Source organism: Terriglobia bacterium, assembly GCA_020072785.1.
Classification (GTDB): domain Bacteria; phylum Acidobacteriota; class Terriglobia; order Acidiferrales; family UBA7541; genus Acidiferrum.
Genome location: JAIQGG010000002.1, coordinates 1,232,272 through 1,254,651, shown reverse-complemented (window position 1 = coordinate 1,254,651; position 22,380 = coordinate 1,232,272). Strand labels below are relative to the sequence as shown.

The window sequence follows — 22,380 nt, the reverse complement described above, 5'->3', positions numbered from 1 at the left end:
GTCCCGAATGCACGAACTATGTTCGGCGTCGCTAAAAGGGAAATTTTCGCTTCAGCTTCTTTAACTTCTCCATCGTGTCGCTCTTCTTCTTCTCCTCCTTCTTTTGCTGCTCTGCGTCCTGGCTTGCGGTTTGTGCCCCCGGCCCGGCATTTGGATCTCCCGCGGGCTCACCGGAGACCGCGTTGCCGATCATGTTGCTCACTGCGCCGCCGGCCCCCTGCGAGAAACCGCCTGCATTGAGATCCTGGAAACCCGTCGAGATTGATTGGGAGGTGTTGTCCAGCTTGCCGGCCAAATCCTGAAGAGCGGCGGCGGCCACCGGGAGGTTGGGGGCTTTCTTTAGCGCGAGAAAAGCGTCGCGCATGCCACGGGCCTTCCCGATCAGATCGTTAATCATGTTCAGGCCCACGAACAGAAGGTTCAGGTTGCGGTACTTTCCGGTGAAGGCTGGCACCTGTTGCGAAAACGAGTTCAAGTCCGTCTGCAGACCCTGTATCTGCTCTCCGCAACAGTCCTGGAGGGGTTGGCTCGGTGGAGCGCTCAAGGCATCTTGCGAAAAGCCGCTATCCTGCGAAAATGCAGCGTCCCCCCCGGCACTCTGGCTATCGGCTCCCGCCGGGGCGTTTGCAGCGTCTTGGGAGAATCCGGTCTCCGCCGCGCCGGGGTCCTGCCCGGCGGATGCAGCATCGGCTGCGGGAGCGGTTTGATCTTGCGAGGTATTGGTCTGATTTTGTGGCTGACCAGCCGGCCCCCTCGCAGACTGTGACGTAATTCCTGTTCGTGAAGCCGGGCTTGCGGACCCGCCGGCAGCGCCGATTTTGGTCTGGAGTTGCTGAACCTCGGCTCTTAAGCGGCCGAGTTGCGCAGGGACGGCACCTCCGTAAGGGGACAGCAGCGGGGCATCGAGAATTCCCTGCGCCAGGTAGTCGGCCGGAACGATGCGATACCGGTACACCATGCCGTGTTCCCCGACGACGTAGATCCGGTCGCGCCGCGGGATGCTGAAGGATTCGACGGATGCTGGGAACCGGAGATCCCGGGAAATCCAGTGCTGGCCGCCATCCGTGGTGAAGCTGCAGCTCCGTTCGCGGCATGAGCCGCCCGCTTCCGGATCCCCGAATTTAATCAAGCCGTTTGCAGAAGCCGGTACCCCGCGCCACGATTGGCCGCCATCCGCGGTGAGGAAAATCTTCCGGTCTTTAAGCCGAATGACGCCGTTCTTCTCGTCGGTGAAGAAGACCGCCTCGGCCGTCTCCATGTCGGTGCTGGCGAAAATCACTTTCCAGGATGCCCCGCCGTCCTCCGTTTTCGCGATCACGGCATACCCGCCATTGAAGCCTCCACCCACGCCGTAGCCCACGCGCAGAGACGGAAAATGCAAATCCTCCACGTAACAACCTACGTGCTTCGTCAGACCTTCCACTCGCAGGGTAGTGGCGCATTGAAATACCGGCTTCCAACTGCGTCCGCCATCTGCGGTGACATTGATTCGGGAATCGTTGAAAAATCCGCCCGTCTCGACGCCATTCCGCGGAGTAAGGAACTGATAATCCTTCATTTGGCCGGGAAGCGAGCCCGCTTCCTCCCAGTTCTTGCCGTCCGCGGTGCGCACCAGCTTGCCGCCTCTTTGCACCGCCCAGCCGTGCGTCTGGTCCAGGAAACGGAGATCATCGAAACTTTCTTCGTTGGAATTCGGATCACCGAGTTGGATGTCCCAGTGCTCGCCGCCGTCCGCAGTGTGCAGGATGATTCCTCCCTGACCTTTCCCGGCGACCCATCCCACCTTGTCGTTGACGAAGTAAACATCCTTCAACTGGACGTCGTCCGGATAGTTCACGGGCTCCCAGATGCCCTTGTACTTCGGCTCCGGCGCGGAAGAAGCGGCCGTGGCGGCCGCACGCGGAGGTAATTTCTTCACAGTTCTCTGCTGTGCCTGGCCCGTGGCCACCGCAAGCAGCATCCACGCGGTCGCAATTACGGCGCTGATCCACATAGCGCTGAATGTTTTTTTCGGATTCATGTGCTTCACCCTTTCCATTGCCTAAGTCCTCTGCGACTGCAGAAACCTTTGCGTGCGCCTCCGGAACCTCACGATTTCACTGGCACGCATATGTAGCGGCAGACTCCCCTGGGTCCGGCGAAGAGATAGCACCTGTAACCGGGAACATCGTCCCGCACCGCACAAGCGGGAGGGGCTGAAGGATTGCCTGGAACTGCGGCCTTGGCCCGCCGCATGTGCTCCTCGAGGTGCTGGTCATATTTCTTTGCGAAGCCGCGCAGATCGTTCTCGAGGGCCGTCCATCTCGCTTTATCGTCGCTCTGGCGATTTGAGAGGAGGGCATTCCAGCGCTTCTCGAACAGCCTGAGATCCTGCTGCCAGCCCTCTGAGTAGGTGGCTGCCGACACTGCCTTTTTTTGCGGATAAGGCTGGGCAGGAACCCGCTGGCCAGCCGAAAATAAGAGAAGCAGTGCCGTACCGGCAATCAACCCCGGCATCCCCGCGCCTGTCTTGCGCTCGATGGGATAAATTTTCCCGGTTTGCATGGACAATTTGACTCCCGCAGAAGTCTTCGTTTGCCCGGACGCCCAGCAAAACTTAGAAAGGCGATCCCGGCGCTCTTTATCCGGCGGCGAGTTTTAGCGTGTGGCTTCCGAGAAGTCTTGAAAGGGGGCTCAAATTCTGTTCAAATCGGCGTGAAATTTACAGGATTTGGCCGGTAGAAAGGCCTGTGACCTCAGAAACTCCAACGCGCGTCGCCTACACTTTCGGCCCTTATCATCTGGATGCAAAAGACCGCGTATTAAAGAAAGCCGGAGACAGAATTCCGTTAACGCCCAAAGCTGCGGAAACTCTCCTCGTCCTCGTGGAGAACGCCGGCCATGTCGTGGTTAAAGAAACTCTGCTCCAGCGCGTGTGGCCGGATACTTTTGTCGAGGAGTCCACGCTGGCGCAGAATATCCTGACGCTGCGCAAAGCGCTGGGCAAACAGGCCACGGGGCAGGACTACATCGGAACGGTTCCAAAGCGCGGCTACCGGTTTGATGCCCCGGTCGTGCACGAGCCACTGGCTCCCTCTCCCCACATTCCGGTGCAGGCCACGCCGGCCATGCCACGCTCCGTCCCGAGACGATTCTCCTGGGTGGCTGCTGCCGCCGTCGTGGTGCTTCTTGCGGGATCGCTGGCCGTAAGCCTGCGCCGCAGGAGCCCACCCCCTGCGCCAGTGACAGCCATGCCCTCCGCAGAGAAGCGCGCCCGGCTGGCCGTACTTCCCTTCGTGAACCTCAGCGGAGATCCCGCGCAGGACTATCTCAGCGACGGTTTCAGCGAGGAGATGATCACGCAGATCGGACAGCTCAACCCGGAGCGGCTCACAGTTATTGCCCGCACCTCCGCAATGCTCTATCGCGGCACGAAGAAGGACAGTCACCAGATCGGGGAAGAGCTCGGCGTGGATTACCTGCTGGACGGAAGTGTGCGCCGCGAGGGCAAGCGCATCCGCGTATCGGCGCAGCTGATCCGTGTGAGCGATCAGAGCACTCTTTGGGCCGCGAATTACGACCGGGATTTGCGCAACATCTTGGAGTTGCAGAGTCAGGTGGCGCGGTCCATTGCCGGAGAAATCGCGGTGAAGATTGCGCCGGAAAAAGCAGTTCGGCTGGAAAGCGTTGGCTCCGTGGATCCGGAGGCCTATGAACTCTATCTCGAAGGGCGACACTTCTGGAGCCGGAGGACGCCCGAAGGGATAGAGAAGGCAATCCATCTCCTGCGGCAGGCCATTGCGCGCGACCCTGGCTGGGCGCGGGCCCATGCGGCCTTGGCGGACTGCTTCGCCGTGCAATTCATTTATAGTTCCGTTTCCGCGCGGGAGCTGCTCGGCCAGGCGCGCGCGGAGGCGCAGCACGCGCTGGACCTGGACCCGACGCTGGCCGAAGCCCATGCCACGCTGGCTTATACGTATTTCTATGGTTGGGACTTCCCCGCCGCGGAAAAGGAGTTCCAGAAGAGTTTCGAGGACAATCCCAGATATGCGACGGCGCATCAATGGTACGGGGAATTCCTCCGGCAAATGGGACGCCAGGACGAAGCAATTCAGGAGTCGAAGCGTGCACTCGAGCTGGACCCGCTCTCCCCAATTATCAATGTAGAGGCGGCACTCCCCTATTATTACCGCGGAGAGTACGAAAAAGCCGCCGAACAGCTCCGGCACACTGTGGAGCTGGATCCCTACTTTGCGTCAGCGCATGGCCATCTGGCCATGGTCTACGAACAGCAGGGCCGCTTCGCGGAGGCCCTTCAGGAAGTGCAAGCCGCCCAAACTCTGGGAGACGCGCCGTGGATTGACGTCGAGCAGGGCATCATCCTTGCCCGCATGGGCCGGAAGGCGGAAGCGCAGAACATTCTGAAAAAGATGCTCCAATCGCCGCGGCAATTCGCTTTTGACAGCGCCAGCATCGCCGTGCTCCAAATTGCGCTCGGCCAGCGCGAGAAGGCTGTGGTGACCCTGGAGCGCGCCTACCGGGAACACATGTGGCAACTGACCGGACTGAAGGTGGACCCGCGACTCCGGGCAGTGCTAGGCGACCCCCGGATTCAGCAGATTCTGCGCGGGATCGGCTTTCCTTCCTGAAGCCAGGTCTGCCCCATGATTCATTGGCGAACTACCCGTACCGCCCGTGCGATGCAGAACTGCCTCCCAGGCGCCGTGCGCTCCACCCCCGGCATCATCCATTGACTTCCGTCTGCTTCTTTTCGCTTAGGAAAGTTACTTATTACCAGACAAAAGACTCTTCTTTCCGTGTTTTGGCGCGATTCTCGGTACCATAAGTACTGATTTCCAATTCTAATGGTTCTGTGCTTGACTGCATTCTTCATTCCACATAGGCTCTTCCGGCTATCAGGGAAAGCAAGCTCTGTCACACGCACGCCTTCGTCGCTTTCCCCGCAGAATGGCGCGTGTGCCTGGAATTCAGTTCCGCGCCATTCGTCTGCGGTAAACTGACTCACTTGCCCCCTTCGCAAGACTTCTGAAGTGTCCTCTTGGAGGATTCGCCATGCGCACTACCCAACGAGCCTCGAAAATGGGCATCCTTCCCCTCTTGCTGCTCGCCGCAGCATCCACGCTGTGGAGCCAAACGCCCGGGCAGAACGTGAACATGGTTTCCGGAACGAAGTGGCCCGGGGGTGATCCTTTCCTGCAGCGGCAGAATGAGCCCTCACTGGCAGTTTCCACGCGCAATCCGATCCATCTCCTGGCCGGCGCAAATGATTATCGCTCGGTGGACATTCCCAACCCCAACTCATCGGATGAGCGGGGCGATGCCTGGCTGGGTGTATTTAAATCATTGGATGGCGGAGCGACATGGGGGAGCACCCTTCTTCCCGGCTATCCGCAAGACCAGTCGGCCATTGGGCTCGCTTCGCCTCTGCATGGCTATTCGACCGCCGCGGATCCCGTTGTCCGCGCCGGAACCAACGGGCTCTTCTATTACAGCGGAATCGCTTTCAATCGCGGCACCAACCTGGGACAAATCTTTGTCGCTCGCTTCATGGACCTCAACAACCTGGAAGGTGGAGACGCAAGCCAGAGCTTGGATCCTATCCGCTATATCGGTGTGGTGCCCATTGATACAGGCACGTCGGGACAGTTCCTGGATAAGCCGTGGATCGCCGTGGACGTCCCGCGCGGAACTGCCACTTGCACCGTTCAGGTCCCACAGGGCGGCACGACCGTAACGCAGAAGATTCCGGCTGGAAATATCTACGTCGTCTGGAGCCGTTTCACCGGCAGCACCAGCACAAAGATCATGTTTTCGAAGTCCGTGGATTGCGGAGCGACATGGAGCACGCCATCTAAATTGAGCGAGAGCAATTCTGTTAATCAGGGAACCACGATGGCCATTGACCCTGGCACAGGGAACATCTATGTCGCCTGGCGCCGGTTCTTAACCAGCAGCCAGCCCGACGCCATCGTCGGGGTCGTCTCCACGAATTTCGGAAAGTCCTTCTCCAAATCTCTGGATATCGCCAGCCTTCCTGCCTTTGACCCCAACAATCTCACCGCTCCCTCCTTTTTCGATCAGGAATCTTCGGGCGCCTCCTTTCGCACCCATTCCTTTCCCACCATCGGGGTGGATGGTTTCGGCACGGTTTATCTGGCCTGGTCGCAACGCGGATTCGGTCTTTCCGCGAATCTGACCCCCACCGCAGACGCGCGCATCGTCATGACCACCTCTCCGAACGGCTCGAATTGGTCCAAGCCATTCCCCATAGATAATGGCCCGTTAATGGAAGGCGGCCTGCCCCTCCTCAGCGACTCCGGACAAACGCTCAACCGCGGGCACCAGGTGATGCCCCAAATCACGCTCGCAGGCGGAAAACTGTTCGTTCTTTACTACGACCTTCGCGAGGATCACACCATCAGCCGCTATTCCCCTAATTCTCCCTTCTCTCCCGCCCCCGGCACAGGCAATTTCTATCAGGAGGACCGGGTCGCCAAGGGTGAACTGCCCTCCAGCCCGGATCAGGTCTTCACTCCATTCCTCTCCGACCAGGGATTGACCGCCCGAAGGCATACCATCGATCTGGTGATCGCCCAGGCCGTGACTGGCGCATCTCCCCTCGTTTTCTCCACCGCCCGGGTCTCCCGCTACGATTTCGGGCTGCGCAATGATTCCAACGATATCCCCGGGTATTTGCAGCAATTGCAGGTGGATCCTCCCAACTTCAAATTGTTCGCGCAGGGCACGCTCGCCTTCCTGGGTGACTATATTGACCTCGCGGGACTGCCTTTCCTCCCTTCCAGCACGGCGCCGGGCGGCTGGAGGTTCAACACCCTGCCCTCGGATCCGAATGTCGTCTATGCAAGTTGGACCAGCAACCAGGATGTCCGTCCCCCGGCCGATGGGGACTGGACACACTACACTCCCGTGGGCGGAGGAGGTCCCAGTGTCACTGGCTCCGGGACGACACCTTCCTGCATCTCCGGTCAGGAGGGCATGCGCAATCAGAATATCTATAGCAGCCGCATCACCCAGGGCCTGCTCGTGAGCGTTCCGCAAAACTCCAAGCCTCTCAGCACTACGCTGCAACGCTCCTTCATCCTTCTCGCGCAAAACTCCACGAATCTCGACAAGACGTTCCGCCTCACAATCACCAATCAGCCCCCGGGAGGACGCGCCTCGTTCAACCCTGTCCCCAATCAGCCGATTCCTTCTCCGCTGCCTGCGCTGACCTCGAGCGATACTGGCTTCGACGTCAAAATCGCTGCGCATGCGGGAATCGCCCGTCCCATTTTTGCGCTCTCAAGCAGCCCCACCGCCTCCATCACCGTCACTGTGGCGGAAATCACCGGCCTCGGTGGCACCCTGGTGAGCAATGGACTCACCGGCTATGCGGTCCTGAATGCGGACCCTCTTGCGCCCGCGCTCATCAATCCCGACGGAAACACGGCGGGCGATATCTCAAAGATTGAAATCTATAATCCCAACATCTCCAATCCCAATATCTCGAACCCGAATATCTCGAACCCGAACATTTCCAATCCCAACATTTCTAATCCCAACATTTCCAATCCGAACATCTCCAATCCCAATATCTCCAATCCGGACATCGCGAACCTCAACGTCTCCGATCCCAACATCTCCAATCCCAACATCTCCAATCCCAACATTTCCAACCCCAATATCTCCAATCCCAACATCTCCAACAGTCCGATTTCCGACGCCACCTATACCGTGAGCAATTCCGGAAATACGACCGCCTCCTACGGCGTGAAACTGGTCGGCAATAGCCCGGCTGGCACCAATTTGCAGTTGGTGGTCACGAAGGGCTACCAGACCCCCGTCGGTCTCGGCTGCCAGTTGATGCAGCAGACTCAAATCATTCCGGTGGCCAATGTGGACACTGCCGTCACCAACGATCTCGCCACAACCAATCTGGCTGACCCAACGCTCACTAATCCGGAAATTGGCAATGCAACCCTCACCCTGGCCCCCGGCGAATCCGCCTTGGTCACGGTGCGCAGCCCGGTGGACACCACCACCATGCAGACCATCCCCACGATTCTCGCCCCCGTGGTTACCGCCCAAGCGGCCAACACCGATTCCAACACGCCGAAATTTGCCATGCCGCCCCTCATCACACTGGGAACGCTTCCCAACGGTATCGTAGGGGTTCCCTACCAGGCGACCCTGCAGGCTACAGGAGGAACCGCACCCTATACTTGGTCGATTCAATTGGGCTCCCTGCCGCTGGGACTGGCGCTCGACTCCACGACCGGAGCCGTCAGCGGCACGCCTACCTCCGCCGGCGTAGCGACGTTCACTGTGCAAGCGGTTGACGCCAGCTCTCCACCCCGCTCTGCCACCCGCGCGGTGACCCTGACTGTAAACAAGGGCGGCACAGTGACGACGATCACCTCCGTCACGCCCAACCCATCCCTGATCGGCCAGGCTGTTACTGTCTCCTTCAGCGTCACTGTGCTGCCGCCCGGCAGCGGCACGCCAACCCCGGGCGGTACCGTAACCATCAGCGATGGCGCAGGCGCCTCCTGCACCGCTACCCTGCCTCTGACGAGCTGCTCGCTGAACCCCACCGTCATCGGCGCGGGAAACATGACGGCAACCTACTCCGGTGACGGAAACTATACCGGCAGTTCGGGACTCGCTGCCTTTAAAGTGAAGGCCAACACGACAACCATGATTGTCTCGATTTCGCCCAATCCCGTAGTGGTCGGCCAGCCCACCACGGTCACGTTCAGCGTCACCGTGGTCGCACCTGGCACGGGCACCCCCACCGGGACCGTTACGGCCAGCGATGGCGCGGGTGCCTCCTGTACCGCCACTCTGCCGGCAACCAGCTGCTCCCTGACCTCAACAGCGATCGGCTCGCATACGCTCACGGCCACCTATTCCGGCGATTCCAATTTCGCCGGGAGTTCTGGAACTTCGACGGTCCAGCTGACCGTGACCTATGCTTTCACCGGATTCCTCAGTCCGCTCTCCGTGGCTGGGACTTTCTCTTCACCAACCTATTCCGGCACGGCCAACCTCGGCAGTGCCGTCCCCATCAAATGGCAACTGCGCGACGGCAACGGAAACTATGTCAGCAGCCTCAGCTCGCTGAATTCCATGCAGGCGATCTTCAACACCGCGTGCGCGGGCGTGCCCACTGGGCAGATCTATGTGCTCTATGCGCCCACATTGGGCGCCACCGGCAACAGCACGTTCCGCTACGATACGACCAACAACCAGTTTATTTTTAACTGGGATACGTCGAACGTCACACCGGCTGGCTGTTACACCATCGTGGTGCAACTCAGCGATCAGAGTCCGCTGAAGGCCACCACCATCCAGCTTCACTGAGGACCGCAAGAGGAGGCCGCTGCACGGGCGCGGCCTCCAAAAACCTCGCCGCCAGGGCGCGCAACCGCCGGACAACCCGCTCTTCTTTCAGTTGTGGATTTCCCGGTGGCCGCCGTTTTTCCGGCGCCCTCAGCTCACTGGCCAGCCAGGCGCCGCCGGGCATCGGTCAGCAGCGAATCTGCGGCGCCGTTCCCGCGAATCGCCACAAACGTCCTGTACGATTCACTGGCGGCGGGACTCTTCAATCCTTCCTGCGCCCGCCCAAAGTAGTACAACAGCGGCGGATAGATTCGATAGGTGGGCTCCTCATCCAGGAAAGCCGCGGCCGCCTCGCCCTTTCTCTTCTTGCACAATTCAAACTCCGAATACGCCTCGGTGAACGCTCCCGCCGCAAGGTAGGCCAAGCCCAGGTCATAATGTCCCACCCAGGTGTCGGCAAGTTTTCCGGCCTGCTGGAAAAGGTCCAGCGCTTCGCGTGACTTTTGGCGCTTCAGCAACGCCTCGCCCTCGATCAACTTTGCATAAGCCTGCGGATCCGCCTGAAGCTGCGCTCCCAGCTGCTTGGCCAGCGCGAGCGCCCGGGCCTCCTGCCCCAGAGCCAGGTCGACGCGCGCCGCCCAGAACATCACCGCCATATCCTGAGGACTTGTCGTCACCGCTTTCTCCGCTGCGGCCCCGGCGGCAGGCGCCTGTCCGGCCAGGAGATGCGCTTCCGCCAGCATGGCCAGCTTCTTGCCTGCGGCCTCCTGGTTTTTCTCCTTCCGGTCCGCCTCAATCCCTTGCTCTAGAATTTTTATCGCATCCGCCGCGCGCCCCTCGTAGAGGGCCAGATCAGCCAGGCCGCTCGCCGCCATCGAAGCGCCCTGTGCGTCCAGCTTGGCCATCTTTTCGTAGGTCGCCTTCGCTTCGGTCACTTGTCCGTTTCCCAGCTGCGACATGGCCATCCCCACATGCGCAAGAACAAATCTGGGATTCGTCTGCAGCACGGCCTGCTGCTCGCGGAGGCCCGCCGCAAAATTGCCGTTGTAGGTTTCCAGAAGCCCCAGATTGTTTCTCTGCGGCACATTCTGCGGAGAGATTTCCACCGCCCGGCGCGCCTGCTCGACTGCATGCGGCATGTCGTGGCTCAAGACGTATGCATAGGCCAGGTTCGCCACCCCCGCCGAATCCGCCGGAAACTGCTTCACCAGCGCGCTGAACTCCTCGGTCGCCTTGCGCGCATCCCGCATCAGCAGATAGTATCCGCCGCGAGTTCGGTATTTTTCGCGCTCACTCATCCTGTCGAGATGCGCCATCGCCAGCGTGTAGTATTTCACTGCTTCCCGCACCTGTCCCATGTTGCTGTCGACCGCCGCAATCCCCGAATAGGCCCGGCCGAAATTGGGATCGAGCTGCACCGCCTGCAGGTAATGCCGGATGGCCTCTTCCCATTTTCCCTGCCATTGCAGATTTTGCGCCTCGGCGTATTCGTGCGCGGCCTCCAGCGAATCGGCGGTAAAGGTTTCCGCGGCCGCGATCTGCACCGATTCGGGGATTGTGTCGCCGAGCGCCTTGCGGATTTGCGCTGCCAGTTTATTCACCGCATTGAGCACTCCTTGTTTGTCGCTGGCCTTCACCCTCGCGTCCACCAGAACTTTGCCCGTCGAGGGATCCAGGGTCGTCGCGGTAATCAGATACTCCGCGCCTTGCTTGGCAATCGTGCCGGAAACCAGCGCCCCGATGCCTTCGCGAACCGCCACCATGCGCGCCACCGAAGCGTCCAGCGAACTCACTCCGGGCTGCACCTGCTCGGCGATCTTGCGCGCCTGCGCTCGGTTGAAGGAGCTGATGAAGGAGGCGCCCTCGATCGCCACGTTCAGTGTGGGCTCGATAGTTCCGTCAAAAACGCTGTCGCCCGTGGCATTTGTGAAGTCGGCAACGAGTACACTGACCGGAGCATGTGCCGCGGGCGGTTTCGAAGGACCCTTCAGGCGAAACGTGACAAGCGCCGCTACCAGCAGGACGGAGAGCCCCATGGCCGCCCATTTCCAGTAGCCGGGCGCCGCCCCCGCAGCCGCCGCAATCTTCCCCGTGGATTGCCAGGCTTCCAGATCCCGCGCTATCTCCTGGGCGCTCGCGTACCGGTTCTGCGGGTCGATCTGCAAACACTTCTGAACCACGTCGTTGAGCGCCTTGGGGATCGCCGGCTCGAGTTCCATGGGCGGGCGCGCCGGCTCCTGCGTGCGCTTCAAGAGCGTGGCCATCGCCGTGTCCGCTTGGTAGGGAGAGATGCCGGTCAGCAGCTCGTAGAAAATGATGCCCACGGAAAACAGGTCCGAGCGCGCATCCACCTTCATGCCCTTGGCTTGTTCCGGCGACATGTACTCCGGCGTGCCCAGGAGCACACCGGTTTGCGTCATCCCGGGGGTTTCCAGCGAATGGGCGATGCCGAAGTCCATCACGTAGACGCGGTCCTTCGGGTCCAGCAGGATGTTTTGCGGCTTCAAATCGCGGTGCACGACGCCCGCTTCATGCGCGGCTTCGAGCGCGCGGCAGATCTGGGTCATGACTGGCACCGCTTCGGCGGGCGCGAACTTCCCCTTTTCCTTCAGAAGAACGCGCAGATCGCGCCCTTCGACATACTCCATGGTGATGAACTTGATGCCCTCGGTCTGGCCTAGATCGAAGATCCGCACCACGTTGCGGTGGGTCACATCGCGGGCCAGGATCAATTCCTGCTTGAAGCGCCGCAGAATTTCCGGGTGACTGGCGAGGTCCGGGCGAATCAGTTTGACGGCCACCAGGCGCTCCAACTCCAGATCGCGCGCCTTGTACACGGCCCCCATTCCACCCTCGCCGAGCAGTTGCAGAATTTCGTAGCGCCCCGCCAGGAGGGTGCCCGGCGGGATGGGCCCGCGCTCGATGATACGATTGACGGTTGTCGCGCCAACGGGCGCCGTCCACGCTTCCGTCACGCCGGCGTTGGTGCCCGCCAGGGTGGCTTCTGAAACGGGAAATGGCGTGTTGCAGCTCCCGCAGCGAACGGCGCTCGGTGGATTATCCGTCTGGCAAAGCGGGCATTGCATCTGCTGGAGGGCCCCCTCTGTAATGCGGCCCAATTATGTGTCTTCTCCCCGCGGAATCCAAGAACCACTTCGCCGGATAACACTGGCCACCGCCAGCAATTACAAGGTCTTTTCCTCTGCTATACGGTGCGGCCCCGATGCCCTTTGGCATCCTGCACTTCCGTCCGATGCCTTTTTGGCGCTATCCCACCCCAGCGCCTACTTTCCGGCTCTCTCGCCAGCGGCGCGGCGCACCAGGTCTTTCAGCGTCTCGCAGACCTCCTCGATCTGCTCCTCCTCAATCCGGTTGAAGAACGGCAACGCCAAGGTGCGCTCTGCATGCCACTCCGTGACCGGAAGGCCGGCCCTCGCGCAGGGCGCAGACCGGTAGGCGGGCTGCAGATGAATCGGGGCAAAATACCTGCCGCAGCCGATTCCCCTCGCATTCATCTCGCGCGCAATCCAATCCCGCTGCATCCGCCCGAACTCCGCACTCAGCCGCACCACATATACAAACCAGCTGATCCTCCGCCGCGGCACGCGCAATCCCGGCAGTTTCAGGTCCCCCTGACTGCCCAGACTCTGCTCATACGCTCGCGCAATCGCCTCTCGCCGCTCCAGGATGCTCTCGATCCGTTTCAGCTGTTCCACCCCCAGCGCGCAATGCATCTCCGAAAGCCGGTAGTTGTATCCCAGCTCCGTGTGCATATACCCATCCTCGGAATCGCTTCGCCCCTGATTGCGCAGTTTTCGCGCCAGCTCCGCAATCTCCGGGTTTTGCGTGACGATCACTCCCCCCTCGCCGGTGGTGATCTGCTTGTTCGGGTAAAACGCGAAAACTCCCGCGTCTCCCAGCGGCCCCACCTTCCGTCCGTCGTACTCCGCCCCAATGGCCTCGCAGGCGTCTTCGATCACAAACAGACCGCGGCGCCGCGCGATTTCCAGAATCTCGGAAAGCTCCACCGGACATCCAAAGGTGTGCACGGCAACAATTCCCCGCGTCCGGTCCGTGATGGCGGCCTCGATTCGTCCGGGATCCAGATTCAGCGTTTCCGGTTCCACGTCCACGAAAACCGGAATGCCTTTCTCGTAGCGGATCGCGTTGGCCGCGGCGATGAACGCAAACGACGGAACGATCACTTCATCGCCCGCGCCGATCCCCAGCCCCCGCATGCACAAATGCAGCCCGCTGGTCCCGGAGTTCACCGCCACGGCATGGGTAGCCCCCGCGTACTGCGCCATCGCGCTTTCAAACTCTTCCAGCTTCGGTCCCAGGCTCAGCCGCGATGTGCGCAGCACCCCGCTTACCGCCAGGATGTCCGCTTCGCAAATGTCGGGCGCCGCGAGAGGGATTCTCATTCCCGCCGCGCACCTGCATAGCCTTCGGCGAACCGGGAAGCCGGCGATTGCCGCTTGCGCAACAGCTCTTCCGAAAGCGGCACCGTCGTCAGGACCTGCACGATGCGTTCCGCCGCATCTCCCTCCCCATACGGATTGCTCATGCCCTGCAGCGACGCGCGAAACTCCGCACTCTGCGCCTTTTCCACGGCTTCGATGATCGAACCCGCATCTGCGGCGGCCTCGATTACGTTCCGCGCGCGCTCCCGGCCTTGCTGCCGCATCCCCACGTTGACCGTCGGCAGTCCAAACGAAGCGGTTTCCATGATCCCGCTGCTCGAATTGCCCAGCAACAGGCTCACTTGCCGCAACAGGCTCCAGTACATCAGCGCATCCAGATTAACGAACACCTGCCCGCTTTTCCGCGCCGCCAGAAACGCCTTCGTGCGCCCCATCAGGTCCCGGCTTCCCGCGTCTGCATTCGGATAGCAGAATAAGATCTGCTCTGGAAGTTTTTCCAGCGCCGCAAACAGCGCATCGGCTTCCCCGACCGTGTCCCGCGCAATCGTCACCGGATGGTACGCCACCAGGATCGTCCCCTGCTGCAGGCTGATTCCCAGCCGCGACTCCACTTCTTCCCGGCTGTACAGCTTTTGCCGCCGCAGATGGTCCAAGGAGGGCGCCCCTGCCCGGTGCACCCGCCACTCTTCTTCCCCCATGGCGATCACCCGCCGCCGCGCTTCATGCGTGGACGTAAAATGAATATGGCTCATCTTCGTTAGGGCGTTCCGCACGGCATCGTCAATCGCCCCTTCGCTGATCTCCCCTCCTTCGATGTGCGCGATCGGAATCCGCAACGCCAGCGCCACCGCGGCGGGCGCCAGCATCTCGTAGCGGTCCGCAATCAATAGCAGCAGGTCCGGCCGCATCTCTCCAAACAGGTCCGCCAGGCTCAGCATGGCCACCCCGATCGTCTTGGCCATTCCCACGTCGCTGTCGGAACTCAGCAAACACTCGATCCGCGCGGCGATCCGGAAGCCATCCTTCTCTATCTCCTGCACGGTGCTTCCAAACTCGGGGGATAGATGCGCCCCCAGCACCACAATGCTCAGGTCCACTTGCGCTTGCTGCGAGAGATCGCGCAGCGGCCAATAGAGATGTCCGTAGTCGGCGCGCGAAGTCGTGATCACGGCAATTTTGCGATTCATGGCTCTTTCACACCGCCGAACGATGCACGGCTCCCAGCAGCGTTTCACTGGGCCGGTATTCTGGCACGATCCGGCAAAGCGCTTCCAGAAGCAGGACCGTGTCGCGCCGCTCCACGCTCTCGCCAAGTTCCGCAATCGCGCCGTCGAACCGCTCGGCCGAAATCCCCGCGCTGCTCACCCGCCGGAGTCGGCGATCCGTGCTCGGCTCGGAGCTCTCTCCGGCCGAAACGAGCTCTTCCGTCATCTTGTCCCCCGGACGCAGCCCCGTAAACACGATGGGCAGCTCCGTTTCCGGCTCGAAGCCCGCCGTCCGGATCATGTGCCTTGCCAGGTCCAGAATCTTGACGGGCGCCCCCAATTCCGGAACAAAGATGCTCCCCTCCGCTTCCAGCGACGCCGCTGCCAGAATCAACTCCACTGCCTCCCGCAGCGTCAGTAGATAGCGCTCCACGTCAGGGTGCGTTACCGTCACCGGTCCGCCCCGCGCGATCTGTCGCCGGAATAGCGGCACCACGCTCCCCTGCGAGCCCAGAACATTCCCCAGCCGCACAATTTTCATCTGCGTTCGCGCTCCGCTCCACCGCAGCAATCCCAGCTCGGCAACCCGTTTGGATGCTCCCATCACGCTTTGCGGATTCACCGCTTTGTCCGTGGAAATCAACACCAGCCGGGCGGCCTGGTGTTCCACGCAAGCCTCGGCCAGCCGGCACGTCCCCAGGGCGTTGTTGCGCACCGCCGCCAGTGGACTCGCTTCCAGCAGCGGCACCTGCTTGAAGGCCGCCGCATGGTACACGATCTCCGGACGATGCCTTTCGAAGATTTCCCTCACCAGCGCGCCATCGCTGATGCTTCCAAGAACGGCGATCTGCGGCGACACAACCTCCCGGACAGCCAATTCCATCTGCAGCTGGTGCAGGTTTTGTTCGGAGTGATCCACAAGGATCAGGAGCCGCGGGGCGCAGGTGACCAGGGCTTTTGCCAGGGCCGAGCCGATCCAGCCCCCCGCCCCGGTCAGCAGAATGGTTCTGCCGGAATTCGCTTCCGCTCGCGCGAACTCGCTGGTCGCCAAGGGCGGTCGGCGAAGCAGGCTCTCCCACTGGTCCCCACGCAATTCCCGGTGCATCGCTTTCCTCCCGCAGATGAGGGCTGTCATTCCAGCATCCCCTGTTCCGGGGGAGGGCCGGTCGCAGCAAGCCGGACAGCCATGAAAAGTTTCTCTGCCAGCCGCCGTCAGAATTCGGGCGGGCGGCGCGGGCCGCCCACGGCACGTTCGATGCACTCGGCGACGCCCAGAATCCGCTCTTCTTCGAACGGGCGGCCGATCACCTGCACGCCGATGGGCAAACCTTCCGCAGATGCCCCGGCGGGCACGGCCACTCCCGGCAGCCCCGCCAGATTCAGCCATTGCGAATGGCGCATGGTCTCGCGATAAGGGGCGCCCGCCCCGGTGCGCCAGGTGCCTTCGCCGTGGCGAAACGCCGGCCCCGAGGAGACCGGCGCGAGCAGCACCGGAAAGTCCTCCATCTGCCGAAGGATCTCCGCGCGCACGTTGTCGCGCTCGGTGCATGCCGCGAGGAAGGCGTCGATCGTAACGGCTGGCTCCCCGGCAGCGACTTCCAGGTATTCGCGCAACATCGGACTCAACTCCGCTTCCTGCCCCGCAACGCTCCCGCGCACCAGATGCCCAATCACCGACCCAAAAAAATACCACCACAGGGCAATCGCCCGGTCGAGCCCGGCGAGCCGCACCGGTTCCACGGCCATGCCCTGGTCTTCCAGCGCCCGCGCCGCGTGCTCCACGGCGGCGCTGGTCTCCGCACTCACCGCGCCGAGGGCGTCACTCTCCAGGATTCCGACGCGCCCACCGCGCCGCGTGGCATCTTCGGCGCGTTGCAGGGGCGCGGCCACGGAGCAGGAATCCCCCGCATCCGGTCCGGCGATCGCTTCCAGCAGCAGGCGCAGATCGCCGACCGTGCGCGCCATCGGCCCCACCACCCCCAGCCATGGAAACGCTCCGGCTCCATCGGGAAAATGGCCTGTCGCGGCGATCCGCCCCGGAGTCGGCTTCAGCCCGCAGATGCCGCAAAAATGCGCCGGCACGCGCACCGAACCGCCGCCGTCGCTGCCTATGCCGCCTGCCGAACACCCGGAAGCGATGGCCGCCGCTTCCCCGCCGCTCGAGCCGCCAGCGCTGCGGGAGAGATCCCACGGGTTGCTGGTTTTGCCCTGCACGGAGTTATTCGTCTCATAGGCCAGGAGAAATTCCGGCGTGTTCGTGTTGCCGATGAGGATTGCTCCACCCGCTTTGAGACGCGCGACGCCCACGGCGTCCTGAACGGGAACGTAGTCCTTCCGCAGCGCCGACCCCGCGGGACACCGCCAGCCCCCCACGTCGATGCAGCTCTTCACCGTTATCGGAACCCCGTGCAGCGGCCCCAGCGGCTCTCCACAAAGCACTGCGGCTTCCGCCCGGCGCGCCTGCGCCCGCGCCTCCTCTTGCGCGAGATGCACAAAAGCGTTCAGCTTCGGCTGCAGCGCTGTCGCGCGCTGCAGATGCGCGTCCACGAGTTCGACGGGGGAAATTTCCCGCCGCCGAATCCTCTCTGCCATCTCCCTCGCGGATAGAAAGTGCAAGATGCCCCACCTCAAAGATTTCTGCTGCTGCTGGACCGCTCACAAACGGCTGAGTTTACCACGCGGTTCCCTCCCGCAGAGACGCGCGTATTTACCCCTCCAAATCCGATTGCGGAACCCCTGGCTGTATCGTAGACTCCCGATGCGTTTGCCGGAAATCATCGCTCAGACCAGGCCAATCTTTCCCTAGGAACTTTTCTTGCACATACCCATGGCCCTAAGCGTGCCCCGAAAAGAGACCATCTGGCGGGGGATCCTGCTTCCCATTGCGCTCCTCATCTCCCTGACGCTCCTGCCTCCGTCCGCGCGGGCTAACGATGAAATCGTTTTGCGGGGCGCCTGGGCAATTCAATCTTCGGCCAAGGTCGAGGCCAGCGCCGAACAGATCTCCCGCGCCGGATTCGATGCCTCCGGCTGGTACAAGACTTCCCTGCCGAAGACGGTGTTCGCCGCGCTGGTCGAGAATGGCGTCTATCCCGATCCCTACTTCGCCAGGAATCTGCGCTCCCTGCCCGGCGTTACGTATGAGACCGGGTCGCAATTCTCCAAGCAGGAGATGCCTGAGGACAGCCCTTACGCCAGGCCGTGGTGGTATCGGACGGAATTCGACCTGCCCGCGAGCTACGCTGGCAAGATCGTGCGGATCGCTTTCCGCGGAATCAACTACCGCGCGGAAATCTGGATCAACGGGCAGAAGGTGGCGGGCGCGGACCAGATCGTCGGCGCATTCCGCCGCTATGACCTGAACGTGACGCCTTACGTGCGCGCGGGCCAAAAGAACGCGCTCGCCGTGAAAGTCTCCGCGCCACAAGCCGCCGAGCTTGGCATCACCTGGGTGGACTGGAACCCCGCCCCTCCGGACAAGGACATGGGGCTGTGGCAGGAGGTGGTGCTTTCGGCGAGCGGGCCGGTTTCCGTGCGCCATCCGTTTGTGGAGACTACGCTCGATCTGCCCGCCGCGGACACCGCGCGGCTCACCGTGCGCGCCGAAGTGCGCAACGACAGCGCGGCCGCGGTCCGCGGCACGCTGCGCGGAAAAATCCTCGGCGAAAAGAAACCCATCGAGTTCAGCCAGGCCGTGTCCCTCGCAGCGGGGGAAACCCGCACGATCACCCTTTCGCCGGAGACGCTTGCGGCGCTCGTCGTGGCCCACCCCATGCTGTGGTGGCCCTACACCATGGGCCAGCCGTATCTGCATACCCTGGCGCTGGATTTTGTCGCCGCGGACGGCGCCCTCTCCGACACCCAGCGCATCGCGTTCGGCATCGTGCAGCACGATTCGCAGCTGACTCCCGAGGGCCACCGCCTTTTCCGCGTGAATGGCAAGCCCGTGCTGATCCGCGGCGCAGGCTGGGCCCCGGACATGATGCTGCGCGTGAACGCCAGGCGCCGCGAGGCGCAATTTCGTTATGTCAAGGAGATGCGCCTTAACACCATCCGCCTGGAAGGCAAGCTCGAGGACGAAGATTTCTTCGCCCTCGCCGACCGCGAAGGCATCCTGATCATGGCCGGATGGTGTTGCTGCGACGCCTGGGAAAAATGGGGCCAGTGGAACGAGGAGACCCGCCGCGTCTCCCTCGAGTCGCTGCGCGACCAGGCGCTCCGCCTGCGCCGCCATTCCAGCGTCTTCGTCTGGCTGAACGGCAGCGACAACCCGCCGCCGCCGGACCGCGAGCGCGCCTATCTCGACGTGCTGCAGCAGACGAACTGGCCCTACTCGGTGGTCTCCTCCGCTACGGCCAAACCTTCTGACGTCACCGGCCCGTCCGGAATGAACATGCCCGGGCCGTACGACTACGTTCCGCCCAACTACTGGCTGCTGGACACCAAGAGCGGCGGTGCGCACGGTTTCAACACGGAGACCAGTCCCGGGCCGGCCGTGCCCCCGCTCGAATCGCTGCAGCAGATGATGCCCGCGGACCAACTGTGGCCCATCAACGACACCTGGAACTTCCATGCCGGCGGCGGCGCCTTCAAGAACATCCTGAAATACACGAACGCGCTGGAACAGCGCTACGGCAAGACCCGCGACGCCTCCGACTTCGCCTGGAAGTCGCAGGCCGCGGCCTACGAGGGCCAGCGCGCCATGTTCGAGGCCTTTGCCCGCAACAAGTACCGCTCCACCGGCGTCATTCAGTGGATGCTCAACAACGCCTGGCCCGGCCTCATCTGGCATCTCTATGACTATTACCTGCGTCCGGGCGGCGGCTACTTTGGCGCGAAGAAGGCGCTGGAGCCCGTGCACGTGCAGTTCTCCTACGACGACCGCTCAGTAACCATCGTCAGCGATCGCCAGGCGCCGCTTACCGGCCTGCGCGTGGAAGCCAAGCTCTACGACCTGGAGATGAAGGAGCGCTTTGCCTCCCAAGCCGTGGTGGACGTTCCGGCGGATGGCGTGATCCGCGCCTTTGCCCTCCCCGAGCCGGCGGGAATCTCCACCACGTATTTCCTCTCTCTGCGGCTGCTCACCCCGGCTGGCAAGCTCCTCAGCCGCAACTTCTATTGGCTCTCGACCAAACCGGACATTCTCGATTGGCCCAAGCGTGAATGGTATTACACGCCGCAGACCGCCTACGCGGATTTCACGGCTCTGCAAAACCTGCCCAAGGTGCCCGTGAAGGCTTCGCTCGCGATGCACGCATCCGCAACGGAGAGCCTGGCGGAGGTCACCCTGCAAAACACCGGCAAGTCGCTGGCTTATCTGGTGCGCTTGCGGCTGCTGCAGGGGCCTGCCGGAGAAGAAGTGCTCCCCGTATTCTGGGAGGACAACTACTTTTCACTGTTGCCTGGCGAGAAGCGCATCATTGCGGTGCGCTACCGCGCCAGCGATGCGCGTGGCGTACGGCCCGTTCTGGCTATGGACGGCTGGAACGTTATCGCTGCGCACTGACCCGCGCTCCGCACTTCTTTCTCGGAGGGGGGTTCAAAGGGGAAAATTGTGAAGCTCGCACTAATCGACTGGGCGGTCATCGCCGGTTATCTGCTGATCACGCTCCTGCTGGGCCTCTATTTCCGCCGGCGCTCCGGGCGCAGCACGACAGACTACTTCGTCTCCGGCCGCGACGTCTCCTGGTGGCTGGCGGGAACCTCCATGGTAGCCACGACCTTTGCCGCGGACACCCCGCTGGCCGTTTCCGGCCTGGTCTACACGCAGGGCATCGCCGGCAACTGGCTGTGGTGGAGCTTTCTGCCCTCCGGCATGATGACTGTCTTCCTCTTCGCGCGGCTGTGGCGCCGCTCGGGACTCCTCACCGACGTGCAGTTCGCCGAAATGCGCTACGCGGGAAAGCCCGCGGCGTTTCTGCGCGGCTTCCGCGCCGTCTATCTCGGCCTGCTGATGAACTGCCTGATCCTCGGCTGGGTGACCAAGGCCATGGTCAGCATCGTCAGCACCGTCCTCGGCCTCCCCGATTCCACCAGCCTGGCCATCTGCATCTTCTTCCTGATGCCCTTCACCGGATTTTACGTTTCGCTCGGCGGCCTGTGGGGCGTGCTGTGGACCGACCTGTTCCAGTTCATCCTGAAGATGGGCATCGTCATCGGCGTGGCCTGGTACGGCGTTCGCGCCGCGGGCGGCATGTCGGCGCTGCTCGCCAAGCTCGCCGCCATGCGCACCGCAGCCGGCCCGGGCGCCAGCGACGTCACTTCCCTGCTCCCGGATTTCTCGCGCGGCTGGACCTCGGAAGCGCTCTGGACGCTGCCCGTGCTCACCTTCCTCGTGCACCTGTGCGTGCAGTGGTGGGCCTTCTGGTATCCCGGCGCAGAGCCGGGCGGCGGCGGATACATCGCGCAGCGTATTTTCAGCGCCCGCGACGAGCGCCACGGCCTGCTCTCCGTGCTGTGGTTCAACGTCGCTCACTACGCCCTGCGTCCCTGGCCGTGGATCCTCACCGCGCTCGCCGCCGTGGTCCTCTATCCCGGACTGAAGCAGCCCGAACGCGGCTACATGCTGGTGGCCACCAACCATGTGCCCCACGCCCTGCTGGGAATCCTCCTCGCGGGCTTCATGGCCGCCTTCATGTCCACCATCGCGACGCAGCTCAACTGGGGCAGCTCCTATCTGGTGGAAGATTTCTACCGCCGTTTCCTGCGGCGCAAAAAGAGCGAAGCGCACTACGTCATGACCTCGCGCGTCGTGACGCTGCTGCTGGTCGTCGCCACGGCCTGGGTTTCCGCGCAACTGGTCACCATCACCGAAGGCTGGAAGATCGTTCTCGAAGTGGGCGCCGGAACCGGCGGCGTCTATCTGCTCCGCTGGTACTGGTGGCGCATCAACGCCTGGAGCGAGATCTCCGCCATGTCCGCGGCGCTGGCCACCACCCTGCTCCTGCACATGCAGACCATCTGGCTGGCGTTGCTCGGCCGGACCCAGGTCTTCACCGGCTCGGATCCGGTAGTCTTCGCCAAGATGACTCTTACCACCACGGGGGTTACCACGCTGGTGTGGGTGCTCGTAACGCTGCTCACGCGACCCGAGCCGGACGACGTTCTGCTGGCCTTCTATCGCAAAGTGCGTCCTCACGCCGCGGGATGGCAGCGCGTGGCGGCCCTGGCGCCGGACGTGCCCGCGACGCGCGATCTCGGGCGCAACCTCCTGTCCTGGGTGCTCGGCTGCACGATGGTCTATGCCGCGCTATTCGGAATCGGCGAGTTGTGCTTCAAACGCTGGGCTCTCGGAATCGCGCTTCTTGCTGCTTCAGCAGCCGCCGCCTTCCTGGTCCACGCCGCCATTCAGCGCACCGCGCGGGAACTGGGTCCACAGCCCAGCGCGGGCCCCGCGCGGTAACCTGCTT

11 protein-coding genes are annotated in these 22,380 nt (G+C 62.5%); 4 read left to right on the top strand and 7 right to left on the bottom strand.

Annotation, left to right across the window (positions count from 1 at the left end):
- Nucleotides 1-31: 31 nt before the first annotated feature.
- Nucleotides 32-2,020 (bottom strand): hypothetical protein, encoded by a 1,989-nt coding sequence (locus LAN61_08710; GenBank protein ID MBZ5540584.1) that lies wholly within the window; start codon nt 2,018-2,020, stop codon nt 32-34.
- 68 nt (nt 2,021-2,088) lie between these two features.
- The gene (locus tag LAN61_08705) at nt 2,089-2,550 is read right to left on the bottom strand and encodes a hypothetical protein (GenBank protein ID MBZ5540583.1); all 462 of its coding nucleotides are present in this window, start codon (nt 2,548-2,550) and stop codon (nt 2,089-2,091) included.
- Between the two features lie 179 nt (nt 2,551-2,729).
- Here LAN61_08705 and LAN61_08700 point away from each other — a divergent pair, with 179 nt between their 5' ends.
- Nucleotides 2,730-4,628, top strand: coding sequence for a winged helix-turn-helix domain-containing protein (locus tag LAN61_08700; GenBank protein MBZ5540582.1), 1,899 nt, complete (start codon nt 2,730-2,732; stop codon nt 4,626-4,628).
- A gap of 424 nt (nt 4,629-5,052) precedes the next feature.
- The gene (locus tag LAN61_08695; protein ID MBZ5540581.1) at nt 5,053-9,363 is read left to right on the top strand and encodes an Ig-like domain repeat protein; all 4,311 of its coding nucleotides are present in this window, start codon (nt 5,053-5,055) and stop codon (nt 9,361-9,363) included.
- A 134-nt stretch (nt 9,364-9,497) separates the two neighbouring features.
- Here the strand turns inward: LAN61_08695 and LAN61_08690 are convergent, their stop codons facing one another.
- From LAN61_08690 to LAN61_08670, 5 genes are all read right to left on the bottom strand, one after another.
- Nucleotides 9,498-12,461 (bottom strand): protein kinase, encoded by a 2,964-nt coding sequence (locus tag LAN61_08690; GenBank protein ID MBZ5540580.1) that lies wholly within the window; start codon nt 12,459-12,461, stop codon nt 9,498-9,500.
- Between the two features lie 165 nt (nt 12,462-12,626).
- The gene (locus LAN61_08685) at nt 12,627-13,766 is read right to left on the bottom strand and encodes a DegT/DnrJ/EryC1/StrS family aminotransferase (protein ID MBZ5540579.1); all 1,140 of its coding nucleotides are present in this window, start codon (nt 13,764-13,766) and stop codon (nt 12,627-12,629) included.
- Entirely contained in the window at nt 13,763-14,953 is a 1,191-nt protein-coding gene (gene neuC, locus LAN61_08680; GenBank protein ID MBZ5540578.1) for a UDP-N-acetylglucosamine 2-epimerase, read from the bottom strand. The genes LAN61_08685 and neuC overlap by 4 nt, the downstream gene beginning before the upstream one ends.
- Nucleotides 14,954-14,960: 7 nt before the next feature.
- The gene (locus LAN61_08675; GenBank protein MBZ5540577.1) at nt 14,961-16,106 is read right to left on the bottom strand and encodes a polysaccharide biosynthesis protein; all 1,146 of its coding nucleotides are present in this window, start codon (nt 16,104-16,106) and stop codon (nt 14,961-14,963) included.
- A gap of 77 nt (nt 16,107-16,183) precedes the next feature.
- A complete protein-coding gene (locus LAN61_08670; protein ID MBZ5540576.1) occupies nt 16,184-17,563 on the bottom strand; it encodes an amidase in 1,380 nt (459 codons plus the stop codon).
- Between the two features lie 223 nt (nt 17,564-17,786).
- Here LAN61_08670 and LAN61_08665 point away from each other — a divergent pair, with 223 nt between their 5' ends.
- Nucleotides 17,787-20,477, top strand: a complete 2,691-nt coding sequence (locus LAN61_08665) for a beta galactosidase jelly roll domain-containing protein (GenBank protein ID MBZ5540575.1) — start codon at nt 17,787-17,789, stop codon at nt 20,475-20,477.
- A 48-nt stretch (nt 20,478-20,525) separates the two neighbouring features.
- Entirely contained in the window at nt 20,526-22,373 is a 1,848-nt protein-coding gene (locus LAN61_08660; GenBank protein ID MBZ5540574.1) for a Na+:solute symporter, read from the top strand.
- Nucleotides 22,374-22,380: the final 7 nt, after the last annotated feature.